This is a genomic window from Coprococcus sp. ART55/1, from assembly GCF_000210595.1.
In the GTDB taxonomy this organism is placed as follows: Bacteria; Bacillota; Clostridia; order Lachnospirales; family Lachnospiraceae; genus Coprococcus; species Coprococcus aceti.
On record NC_021018.1, the window covers coordinates 2,412,772 to 2,424,802 of the forward strand.

General features: G+C 44.5%; 13 protein-coding genes. 12 read left to right on the forward strand and 1 reads right to left on the reverse strand.

Translation table 11 applies throughout. From position 1 onward, the window contains the following. Positions 1 to 103: 103 nt before the first annotated feature. From CCU_RS10845 to CCU_RS10895, 11 genes are all read left to right on the forward strand, one after another. Positions 104 to 661: an NUDIX hydrolase gene (locus CCU_RS10845; protein ID WP_015534688.1), complete on the forward strand. Its 558-nt coding sequence runs from the start codon at positions 104 to 106 to the stop codon at positions 659 to 661. Positions 662 to 782: 121 nt separating this feature from the next. Then, on the forward strand, positions 783 to 1,382 hold the full coding sequence (locus tag CCU_RS10850; RefSeq protein WP_015534689.1) for a TetR/AcrR family transcriptional regulator: 600 nt from the start codon (positions 783 to 785) through the stop codon (positions 1,380 to 1,382). Positions 1,383 to 1,738: 356 nt separating this feature from the next. Continuing rightward, positions 1,739 to 2,560 carry a class I SAM-dependent methyltransferase gene (locus tag CCU_RS10855; protein WP_015534690.1) on the forward strand — a complete coding sequence of 274 codons (822 nt, stop codon included), beginning with the start codon at positions 1,739 to 1,741 and terminating at the stop codon, positions 2,558 to 2,560. An 84-nt stretch (positions 2,561 to 2,644) separates the two neighbouring features. Continuing rightward, positions 2,645 to 3,070 carry a Fur family transcriptional regulator gene (locus CCU_RS10860; protein ID WP_015534691.1) on the forward strand — a complete coding sequence of 142 codons (426 nt, stop codon included), beginning with the start codon at positions 2,645 to 2,647 and terminating at the stop codon, positions 3,068 to 3,070. 95 nt (positions 3,071 to 3,165) lie between these two features. Next, positions 3,166 to 3,459 (forward strand): hypothetical protein, encoded by a 294-nt coding sequence (locus CCU_RS10865; RefSeq protein WP_015534692.1) that lies wholly within the window; start codon positions 3,166 to 3,168, stop codon positions 3,457 to 3,459. Between the two features lie 173 nt (positions 3,460 to 3,632). Further along, positions 3,633 to 4,658: a metal ABC transporter substrate-binding protein gene (locus CCU_RS10870; protein WP_015534693.1), complete on the forward strand. Its 1,026-nt coding sequence runs from the start codon at positions 3,633 to 3,635 to the stop codon at positions 4,656 to 4,658. Positions 4,659 to 4,701: 43 nt separating this feature from the next. Next, the gene (locus CCU_RS10875; protein ID WP_015534694.1) at positions 4,702 to 5,427 is read left to right on the forward strand and encodes a metal ABC transporter ATP-binding protein; all 726 of its coding nucleotides are present in this window, start codon (positions 4,702 to 4,704) and stop codon (positions 5,425 to 5,427) included. After that, on the forward strand, positions 5,393 to 6,256 hold the full coding sequence (locus CCU_RS10880) for a metal ABC transporter permease (protein ID WP_055272305.1): 864 nt from the start codon (positions 5,393 to 5,395) through the stop codon (positions 6,254 to 6,256). The genes CCU_RS10875 and CCU_RS10880 overlap by 35 nt, the downstream gene beginning before the upstream one ends. 10 nt (positions 6,257 to 6,266) lie before the next feature. Beyond that, the gene (locus tag CCU_RS10885; protein ID WP_156332982.1) at positions 6,267 to 6,992 is read left to right on the forward strand and encodes a hypothetical protein; all 726 of its coding nucleotides are present in this window, start codon (positions 6,267 to 6,269) and stop codon (positions 6,990 to 6,992) included. 448 nt (positions 6,993 to 7,440) lie between these two features. Continuing rightward, complete coding sequence (locus CCU_RS10890; protein WP_022216151.1) at positions 7,441 to 8,052, forward strand: NUDIX hydrolase; 612 nt, start codon at positions 7,441 to 7,443, stop codon at positions 8,050 to 8,052. Between the two features lie 84 nt (positions 8,053 to 8,136). Beyond that, the gene (locus tag CCU_RS10895) at positions 8,137 to 9,873 is read left to right on the forward strand and encodes a phospho-sugar mutase (RefSeq protein ID WP_015534696.1); all 1,737 of its coding nucleotides are present in this window, start codon (positions 8,137 to 8,139) and stop codon (positions 9,871 to 9,873) included. Positions 9,874 to 9,944: 71 nt separating this feature from the next. Here the strand turns inward: CCU_RS10895 and CCU_RS10900 are convergent, their stop codons facing one another. After that, positions 9,945 to 10,445, reverse strand: a complete 501-nt coding sequence (locus CCU_RS10900) for a sensor histidine kinase (protein ID WP_243440889.1) — start codon at positions 10,443 to 10,445, stop codon at positions 9,945 to 9,947. Between the two features lie 241 nt (positions 10,446 to 10,686). Here CCU_RS10900 and CCU_RS10905 point away from each other — a divergent pair. Next, positions 10,687 to 12,031: phospho-sugar mutase (locus CCU_RS10905; protein WP_208896177.1), on the forward strand; the 1,345-nt coding region annotated here is incomplete at its 3' end.

Below are 12,031 nucleotides of genomic sequence, written 5' to 3' on the forward strand. Positions count from 1 at the left end.
ACAAAGTGTAGAATAGTAGAAAAATGTTAGCTGTTTGCTTTACAAATCGGAGTTGATAAACAATAATGGTTCATGTATGAATGAATAAGGACGGTACAAAATAATGGAACTTTTTGATATATGCGACGAACAGGGCAACCCTACCGGAGACACAGTGGAGAGGAGCGAGGCACATGCAAAAGGCATATGTCACAGGACTGCCCATATCTGGATAGCGAAGCAAGAGAATGGAAGGTATAAGGTTCTTCTGCAGAAGAGGTCGATGGATAAGGATTCTTTTCCCGGAAGGTATGACACTTCCTCTGCCGGACATATACAGGCGGGTGATGAACCGATGGAGTCGGCACTCAGAGAACTGGGGGAGGAGTTGGGCATAAATGCCCAAAATGAAGACCTCGATTTTGCGGGAACATTCAGAATCCAGTATGAGAAGGAATTTCACGGCAAAATGTTCAGGGACAATGAGGTGGCATTTGTGTTCGTGTATCAGAAACAGGTGGACATAGCAGATCTGACAATACAGAAGGAAGAGCTTGACGGCGTGTGCTGGTTTGATCTTGAGGACACTTATGAGGCATGTAAGAATCATGACCAGAAGTTCTGCGTGCCAATTGGAGGGCTTGAGACGGTAAGGAAATACCTGAAAGAAAGAATACGTTAAAGTTACTGAAAGAATGTTGTGTGTAGTGGATAGTAGGAAAAATGCCAGGGCGTAAAGAAAGGCATTACATATAAAAAATATGTTGCCAGACTAGTTAGTTTGTGCTAACATAACATATGTTATGGAAAACGACAAGCGCAGTGAAACGATAGAAAAACTGAAAAAAGCAGGTAAAGAGGAATTCCTTGAAAATGGTTACCAGAGGGCAAGCCTCAGAAAGATATGCAAGAGTGCTGGAGTTACCACCGGAGCTTTCTACTTTTCATTTGAGAGCAAGGAGGCTCTGTTTAAGGCGATACTTGAACCGCTTGTGAACCAATATGAAGCCATGCTTGGAGAACTTATGAAGGGGGAGATTGAGAACCCCGCCACGGGCGTAGATGCAGATAAGATTATGATGCAATTCCTTCTGGCACACAGGGAAGAGGTAATGATCATCATGCATGGCGCTGACGGCAGCTGCTATGAGAATTATCACCAGAGGGTTGAGGAGTTCATGAGACATTCATTTGCGGCATATTACAGGTCACAGCTTGGATGCGAGCCGGATGAGACTTTGGTTCGCGTGCTGGCTAAGATGCGGCTTGAAGGAGCCATGGCGATACTGAACGAGGATGTAGATGTGGAGAAGAAAATGTATCTGACAGAAAAGATTGGCATTCATGCCACCGGCGGTACAGAAAAGTTGATAGAGAGTTTAAAGAAAGAGGTTCATCGATGATGAACCTCTTATTTTTATGAACATAACAAAACATGACAAATGTTATATTTCATAAGGAGGGGGCCACGTAAGTGGGAGGATTCCGGCAGAGGAAGCGCACTGATGTGCGCGCAGGTCATCAAGCTGCGCTTGACGACATGTTGTGAAACACGCAAACGCCGCGCGCAGCGCCTCTCATGCGTTTGCTCCATTATAAGGAGGGACCCACGTAAGTGGGAGGATTCCGACAGAGGAAGCGCACTGATGTGCGCGCAGGTCATCAAGCTGCGCTTGACGACATGTTGTGAAGCACGCAAACGCCGCGCGCAGCGCCTCTCATGCGTTTGCACAATTAAAAAGCAGGAGGAAATGAGAAAATGGTTAGCACACAGAACAATACAGTAAGCAGATCAAAGGTAGATATAACGGGAGTCCCGGAGACGATGCTCCAGACGCTTTATGCCAGGGCGAAGGAATCGAGAAAGCCGGATCATGTCATATATGATGGCAAGGCCATAGAGATAGTTGACAGCCTGGATTATGACTTTTCACTGGCGGACAAGGATCTGGCGATGGGGAGCGGAGTTATAGCGAGAACCATAGTGCTTGATAAGCTTGTATCAGAATTCCTGAAGAAGCACAAGGGTGCTGTGGTTGTGAATATCGCCTGTGGTCTTGACACCCGTTGCTATAGAAATGAGGGTAGATATAAAGGCTGGTACAACATTGATCTCCCGGAGACCATGACTGTAAGGGCAAAGTTCCTGCAGGAGGACGGACCGGTGTACCAGATAGCGGAATCCGCCATGGACGGCAAATGGGCAGACATGGTAGAGTATGCAGGTGAACCTGTGCTGGTCATCATAGAGGGGCTTACGATGTATCTCACAGAAGCTGATGTGAAGAAAATATTCGACATAATAGACAGGAAATTTACTCATGCTACGGTGCTCGTAGAGACTATGGCTCCGTTCATGGCAAAGCATATCAAGGAGAAATCCATCCATGGAAGCTATGCCAGGTTTTCCTGGGGCGTGTCAAATGGAAAGAAGCTGGCGGAGATCATACCGAAATACAGATACATAGAACAGCACAGTCTTGTAGAAGGAATGGCTGAGTTCATACCGGTATATAAAGTCATTGGCAAAATACCATTTGTCAGCAATATATCAAACAAGATAGTAGTGATGGAAAAGTGATAAAAAAGTGTTGACATAAAGTTAAAAGCCCTTTATGATACAGTAAAATGCAAATGACTTGCAAATTCGAAAAAGAGGAATATTATGGCGAGGGAGTATAAAACGAGAATAAGTCAGGCTATAGAGGCATTTGCTGCAGAGAGGCAGGACAGAGGGTTTTGCGCGGCTGATGTAAGTGTGTATTTGGATGAGAATGGCATAGATGCGAATACAACAACTGTATATCGCAATCTTGACCGCATGGTTACCCAGGACAAATTGATAAAGTATCAGAGTGCTGATGGTGGTTCAAGTATGTATAGAATGGAAAAGGCTGATCATAGTTGTCACGAACACCTTCATATGCAGTGTGTTAAGTGCGGAAGAGTCATACATATTGACCGCGATACCATGAATCACATAGCTAAAGGAGTTCAGGAGAGGTATGGATTTATGATCGACTGTGACAGATCGTCGATATGTGGTATTTGCAAAGATTGTCAGAGACGTTGTGGAGTCGCTGTAGTCTAAACTAAACGTGATTGTTACAGATGGGATTGTATCGTTACGGTCACAACGAAAACTATATATCCCCAAATTCCTACAATGAAAAGGAGGTGTGCAGAATGAGTAAAAAGAGAATAATGTCATGGATTCTTATAGTGTTCTTTGTATCGGGAGTACTTTTCTCTTACGGCTATATTGCGCGCAATGTGGAGCATGACTGTACGGGGCAGGAATGTCCTATATGTATGCATTTGCAGCAGGCTGCACAGTTCCTTTCAAATATAAAGACAATGTCAACTACGCCAGTGTTCCTGGCGTTCTTAAGTGTGTTCACACTTGGAGTTGTATTGGTGTATACCCACGAGTATTGTACCGATACGCTCGTTTCCCTGAAGGTGGAATTGCTGAATTGATTTAAAGTACGGATATTGACTGAGAATTGCGTCTGGAAATACATCTAAAGATAAGGGCGAATACTTATTATTGGTGTTTTTGATCTAGAGGCAGTTTATTAAATTTACCCAATTATAGGCATCAAAATATGCCTGTCAATTTTATCAATCAATTCGGAGGTTTATTGATCATTATGAAAAATAGAATATTTGGCCTTGTTATGGCATCGGTACTTACTGTTTCAGCATTTTGTGGCTGCGGAGCATCAATGACGGCAGCAGATTCTGATCAGAAAGGGGGCAGTGTGCCTGAAAATACGGCAAATGCTGCGGCGTACAGCATTGTATGTACGACTTTTCCTCAGTATGACTGGATCCGCAATATTATAGGCGGTGATTCCGACAAGTTTCAGCTTACTATGCTGCTCGATCAGGGGATGGATCTTCACAGTTATCAGCCAACTGCAGAGGATATAGCAAAGATAGCTGACGCAGATATGTTTGTGTATGTTGGCGGTGAGTCTGATGGCTGGGTGGATAGTGCCCTGAAAGAAGCGACTAATAAGGATATGAAGGTTGTAAATATGCTTGACGCTTTGGGAACTGCAGTCAAAGAGGAAGAGGTTGTTCCAGGCATGCAGGCAGAGGAAGAAGAGGAAGAAGAGGAAGGAGAGGAAGGCCCGGAGTATGATGAACATGTATGGCTTTCACTCAAGAACGCAGTGGCGTTGACGAATGTGTTGGCGGATAATATCCAGGCGCTTGATCCAGATAATAAATCTGATTACATGGCGAATGCAGGTAAGTACGTTGATGAACTCAATGATCTTGATGGAAGGTACGAACTAACAGTTTCTAAGGGAAAACGTCAGGCAATTCTGTTTGGCGACAGATTCCCTTTCCGATATATGGCGGATGATTATGGGCTTACTTACTATGCTGCATTTGTGGGATGCAGTGCTGAGTCGGAGGCAGGTTTTGAGACAATAACATTCCTTGCGCAGAAGGTGGATGAGTTAAAGCTTCCGGTTATTCTGACGATAGAGGGTGCGGATCACAGTATAGCAGAGTCGATAAAGAAGACAACAGATTCGAAAAATCAGGAGATCCTGACGATGAATTCGATGCAGTCTGTGACTGCAAAGACTGTAGCTGATGGTGAGACGTATCTGAACGTGATGGAAGATAACTTGAACGTACTTTCTCAGGCATTGAATTAATTGCTGAACAATAAAACAAATTTAGATTTATAGGAGAAAACAAATGTCATATATAACGTGCAAAGACCTGGCAGTGGGATATGATGGACGTGCAGTTGCGTCAGGCCTTAATTTCAGTATAGACAAGGGAGACTATCTCTGTATAGTTGGAGAGAACGGAGCGGGAAAGAGTACCTTGGTAAAAACTCTGCTTGGCCTGTTGAAACCGGTTTCAGGAGAGATAAAGTTTGGCGATGGTTTGACATCGCGTGATATAGGCTATCTGCCGCAGCAGACACCTGTGCAGAAGGATTTCCCTGCGACTGTATGGGAGGTGGCTTTGTCGGGAACGCTGCCTAAGTGCGGAGCACGTCCTTTTTATGGCAGAAAGGAAAAGCAGCTTGCACAATCTCAACTTGAACGACTTGGAATATGGGATATACGCAGGAAATGTTACAGGCATTTGTCGGGAGGACAGCAGCAGCGCGTCCTTCTGGCGAGAGCCCTGTGTGCAACTGAGAATCTTCTTCTGCTTGATGAACCGGTAACTGGCCTTGATCCTGTCGCAACGGCACAGTTCTATCAGATGATACAGCAGTTAAATGAAAATGGTGTGGCAGTGATCATGATATCACATGATCTGAGGGCAATAGATTGCGCCAGACATGTGCTTCATATGAATCATGAGGGCTCGTTCTGGGGCAGCAGAGAGGAATATAAGAACAGCAGATATTGGAACATCATTTCGGTAGAATATGAGAAAGGTGGTGGACAGAGTGCAGCTTGTTGATAAGTTAATTTACTATATGCAGTATCCATTTGTTAAGTATGCTCTTGTGGTTGGTATTCTTATAGCATTGTGTTCGTCACTTTTCGGTGCAACATTGGTTTTGAAAAGATTTTCATTTATCGGCGATGGACTTTCGCATGTTGCATTTGGAGCAATGGCGGTAGGATCTGTTCTGAAACTGACAAACAACACGATCATAGTGATGCCGGTGACTGTGGCTGCTGCAATTCTCATACTTATGTCGGGACAAAATGCGAAGCTTAAGGGAGATGCCGCGATAGCTATGATGTCTGTCGGTGCTTTAGCCGTAGGTTATCTGATAATGAATGTATTTTCCACGTCGGCAAATGTATCTGGCGACGTGTGCTCAACGTTGTTTGGTTCAACCTCAATACTTACATTGACAATGGGAGAAGTGTGGCTGTGTATAGTTATGTCAATATGTGTAATAGCGTTTTTTTGTTTATTCTACAACAGGATATTTGCAGTCACATTTGACGAGAGTTTTACCAGGGCAATCGGGAAAAATGCAGGGGCATATAATCTGGCGCTGGCGGTGATAATCGCTGTGATAATAGTGCTTGCAATGAATCTGGTGGGCTCCCTGCTCATCACGGCGCTTCTGGTATTCCCTGCACTTTCAGCAATGCGAGTTATGTATAGCTTCAGGTCGGTGGTATTATATTCGGCTGTATTGTCAGTTGTGGGAACTTTGGCTGGAATGTTGGTATCCATATTATTTTCAACACCGGTGGGTTCTACGATAGTTGCGTGTGATATGGTTATATTTGCTTTTAACAGTATAGCAGGGAAAGTGATGAGGAGATAAGAATATGTATATGAATAGAAATAGAAGAATGCATGGATGCAGACACAGATTTAAGCGATTGATTATGTCAATATTGGTGCTTAGTATGCTGCTGACTGTCACAGGCTGTGGTGGAGCATCTCAGACTGCGGGCAGTCGTTTGAACACACAGAATGCAGTGGATAAGGTGCTTAATCAGAAAACAGGCGATGGTGATGTGGAAAGTAAGTCGTCAGTGGGAGCCACAACAGAGACGACGATCACAACAGAGATGCAAACCACGACAGAGACAGAATCCGCATCTGTAACTGAGGCGACATCAGAACCAACATATGGGCAGGTTGTGAATGGAGACAGCTCAGTTATAGCGCAATACAAGTCTGAGGGTGTGGATGTGGATCTCACACTTATGGGAAGCGATCTTGTATATGCGACGGTATATCAGATGATGTCAAAACCTGAGGAATATGAGGGCAAGACGATAAGGATAGAAGGAAAGTATTATGCATCCTATTATCCAATAACCGACAAATATTATAATTATTGTCTCATAGCTGACGCTCTGGCATGCTGCAGTCAGGGACTTGAATTTGAACTTGGTGGAGGTGCAGTATATCCAGGCGATTACCCGGCGGACCAGAGTGAGGTGATCGTTACGGGAGTATTTGAAACCTACACAGAGGAGGCTGGACAGACATTTTATTACTGCAGGTTGAGAGATGCAGAATATCAACTGGTATCGACAGAGAATCAGTAGAGTATAAATTGCATAACATTTTTGGAATCCGGGCAGATCAAAGTGTCCGGATTTTTTGAGTAAAAAATATTCAGAATCAGGAGGAACATAGCTGCATCAAAACCAGGAATCACATAGAAAAATATGGCAAAATGACGCAAATATACTAAAAAACATTAAAAATAGCTAAAAAATGATAAAATTACTTAAAAAAGAATTTGATATATTGTAAAAACTATGCTAATTTTGAATAAAGGTAAATATTCAGCCGTGCAGGATAAGAACAGCGGATTCGACATGCTTGCATGTAAGAATCAGGTGTTCTTATCCTGTGGTGACTCGAATAGAGTCACCGCCCCATACAATGAGCAAAATAGCTGCGCAGCAGCGAAAGAGCACGGGAACCGTGCGGTTTTGCGAATGTATGGTCGGCTGAATACATTAAAATACACAGAAGGGATGTGATGAAGTGAAAGAGAAATACAAAGGTGTACAAAAACTCACAGACAATCCGTTCCTCAACCTCTATCATATAGATGCGGTTGACACGGCTGGAAAAGCCTTCAATTATTACTTTGCTTCAAGGAATAAAGAGAACGACATCAAGATAAAGACCCACGATGTAAAACCGGAAGGAATAGTTATATATGGAGTTAAGCTGGAAGATGAGCCGAAGCTGGTGCTCATAAGGCAGTACAGATACCCACTCGATGCGTATATATATGAACTTCCTGCAGGACTGGTGGACGGAGATGAGACTCCGGCGCAGGCAGCAGTCAGGGAGATGAAGGAAGAGACAGGGCTTACCCTTGATGTATATGAGGGCGGAGAAGAACTCTACAGAAGGCCATTCTATATGGGCCCGGGATTTACGGATGAGATGAGCAGTGCTGTATTTGGAACAGTTACAGGAACACCAAATCTCGACAGCAAGGAGAGCACAGAGGACATACAGGTCATACTCGCAGACCGAGGTGAGGTCAGAAGAATCCTGTCAGAGGAACAGGTGTCGCTCAGAGGAGCATACCTCATGACACATTTTCTGGCTGAGGGAGATCCACTAGAATTCCTGAGAAAATAGGAAGCGCTGAGCAGTGATTGCTCAAACAGCAGAACGTTCATAAAAGGGCATACTAAATGAGAAAAAAGAAGGAGAAGTAGAAAGATGAGTTACAGAGACACATATGATTTTTGGATGACAGATGATTATTTCGATGAGGACACCAAGAAGGAGCTTGCAGCCATAGCTGATGATGAGGCTGAGATCGAGGACAGATTCTATCGTGATCTTGTATTTGGAACTGGTGGACTCAGAGGTGTGATAGGCGCGGGAACCAACAGAATGAACTTCTACACCGTCCGCAAGGCTACACAGGGTCTTGCAAACTTCATTGTGAAGCAGAATGCGCAGGACAAGGGCGTGGCAATAGCATACGATTCAAGAAAGTATTCTCCAGAGTTTGCAGCAGAAGCAGCTCTCTGCCTGTGTGCAAATGGAATCAAGTCATTTCTCTTTGAGTCACTCAGACCTACACCTGAGCTTTCATATGCAGTCAGAAAGCTTGGATGTACAGCAGGTATAGTTATAACAGCCAGCCACAATCCACCAGAGTACAACGGTTACAAGGTATACTGGGAGGATGGCGCGCAGATCACAGCTCCAAAGGACAGAGAGATCATCGCAGAGGTTAAGGCTGTAACAGATTTCCATACAGTAAAGACCATGGATAAGCAGGAGGCACTTGACAAGGGCCTTCTCACTATCATAGGTGCCGAGATAGATGACGCGTATATGGAGGAACTCAAGAAGCAGATCATTCATCCTGAGATCATCAAGGAGCAGTCAGAGAACATCAAGATCGTATACACACCGTTCCACGGAACCGGTCTTGTACCTGTAAAGAGAGTCCTGTCCGAGCTTGGTTTCAAAAACGTATACATTGTTCCTGAGCAGGAGCTTCCAGACCCTGAGTTCACAACGCTTGAGTATCCAAACCCAGAGGATCCAAAGGCATTTGAGCTTGCCCTCAAGCTGGCAAAGGAGAAGAATGCGGACATAGTTCTCGCTACAGATCCTGATGCAGACCGTCTTGGAATATACGCACTCGATACAAAGACAGGCAAGTATATGCCATTTACAGGAAATATGTCAGGACTTATAATCGCTGAATACCAGTTCAGAGAGAGAACAAAATGCGGTCTCATGCCAAAGAATCCGGCCATGGTCAAGACTATTGTAACCACAAATATGGCTGATCCACTGGCTGCAGATTACAATGTCAACCTCATCGAGGTTCTAACAGGCTTCAAGTTCATCGGTGAGCAGATCAAGTTCTTCGAGCAGAATAATTCATACAATTTCGTAATGGGTATGGAGGAGAGCTACGGATGTCTCGTTGGAACATACGCAAGAGACAAGGATGCTCCGGTTGCAGTTATGTGTCTCTGCGAGGCTGCTGCATACTGCAAGAGCCAGGGAATCACTCTGTGGGATCACATGCTTGATCTCTATGAGAAGTACGGATATTACAAGGAAGGCCTCTACACAATAACGCTCAAGGGTGTTACAGGAGCAGAGAAGATCCGCAAGATCATGTCCTCACTCAGAGCTGAGTCACTTACTCAGATCGATACACTCAAGGTTCTCAAGGTTCGTGATTACGAGAAGAACACGATAACAGATCTTGCCACCGGAGAGGTCACAGAGTCAGGACTTCCACAGTCCAACGTTCTCTACTACGACCTTGAGGATGGCGCATGGGCATGTGTACGTCCATCAGGAACAGAGCCAAAGATCAAGCTGTACTACGGAATCAAGGGAACAAGCCTTGATGATGCAGATGCAAAGCTTGAAGCTCTCCAGACAGCACTTGTTGAGAAGCTCAACAAGCTGGCAGAGTAGCATAAGTATAATATATAGCAAATACAAAAAAGCGCCGTCTGGTCTGGTGACCGGACGGCGCTTTGCTGTCATTATACGATGACGTCGAACTGTATGTAGTCTCCCTGGTCGGTATTTACCGTGTCGAGATATATTTTACCATTGTACTTGTCGGTCAGTTTTTTCAGGTTGTAGAGACCGTAACCATGGCCATGTCTGTCTCCGGTTTTGGTGGTATATCCCGGTGAGAACATATTCTGGCGGAATTCGTTGGTTTTGACGGAACCATTGTTTCTTGTTCTTATTTCTATCTGGTTCTGCCTGCTGTCCAGGTACAGATATGCAGTGCCAAATGGGGCGGTCGATTCAAGCGCATTATCGATCAGTATACCGATGATCCTGATCAGTTCATACTCCGGCATTCGGCTCTTCAGATCCCTGGATGCCACCTGGACTACGAGCTCCTTCTGATCCTTCTGTGCCTCCGTGATCTTGCTGTACACAAATCCGGCTACAACGCTCAGGTTGATCTTGAGCAGATCACAAATGGCCTCTGTAAAGGAATAAAAAAGGTCGGTTATATTACAAGTCAATTGCAGAAAATATAATTCTTTTAGTTAATACCGCCATAATAAAACGGCTGCAATATACATCTGCGCAACAAAGTGATATAAATTGCAAGATTAAATATTGAATTTAAAAACTGCTTAATATATTATACAAATAACAATAAATTAGCTAAAAATAGCCTAATAAAATGAACGGAAGATAAATTGTGGATAGATAAAAAAGGAAAAATCTGTGTGGCCTGTGAGGTCAGGAAAGGGGTAGAAGATGGACGCAAAGCAGAGATACGAGATGTGGCTTGGCAGCGATCAGGTAGATGATGTTACGAAGCAGGAGCTCGTAAACATAAAGGATAATGAAGCGGAGATTGAAGATAGATTTTACACAAACCTTGAGTTTGGAACAGGTGGACTTCGAGGCGTGATGGGAGCGGGAACGAACCGCATGAACATTTACACGGTTCGCATGGCAACACAGGGAATTGCTAACTACCTGGCGAAGATCGGAATATCAGAGCCGTCGGCAGCTATAGCATTTGACAACAGAAACAATGCTTCGCTGTATGCGCTTGAAACTGCTCTCTGCCTGTGTGCAAATGGCGTGAAGGTGTATCTGTTTGATGCGCTCCGTCCGACACCGGAGCTTTCATTTGCAGTGAGACATCTGCACTGCAATATCGGCGTGAATATAACGGCAAGCCACAATCCAAAGGAATACAACGGATATAAGGTTTACTGGGATGATGGAGCCCAGATCGTATCTCCTCAGGATAAGGAGATCATTGCAGAGGTCAACAATATAGAAGATTTCTCCATGGTTAAGACTATGGACAAGGACGCTGCAATAGATGCAGGACTGTTGAATGTGATCGGTCAGGAGATCGATGACGCATATATAGGAGAGCTTCACAAGCTTGTCATGAATCCGGAGGAGATTCAGAAGGCGGGAGATCTGAAGATCGTATATTCTCCGCTTCACGGAACAGGCCTTAAGCCTGTTACAAGAGTTCTCAGCGAACTTGGTTTCAAGGATGTACATGTCGTTGAGGAACAGGCTGTTCAAGATGGTAATTTCCCAACTGTGAAATCTCCAAATCCTGAGGGCGCAGAGGCGTATGCCCTGAGTCTTGAGCTGGCGAAGAAGGTCGGCGGCGAGCTGATTCTTGTCACAGACCCTGATGCTGACAGACTCGGAATGTATGGATATGACAGCAAGAATAATGAATATAAAGAATTTACGGGCAATATGTTCGGTGCGATCCTCTGTGATTACGTGCTGATGCAGAGATCCCAGAGCGGAAGACTGCCTGAGAATCCGGCGATTGTAACTACGGTTGTTATCACCAATATGGTCAAGGAGATATGTAAGAAGTACGACACTTTCTGTGACTGCAACAACCTGATCGGATTTAAGAATATAGCATCGAGAATGAGGGCTTATGAGCAGACAGGTGAACACAATTATGTGTTCGGGCTTGAAGATACATTTGGATGTCTGCCTGGTACATATGCAAGGGACAAGGACTCGGTTGGAACGCTGATGCTTCTCTGTGAGGCTGCGGCATACTACAAGAACCGTGGCATGACTCTGTGGGACAGAATGGTTGAATTGT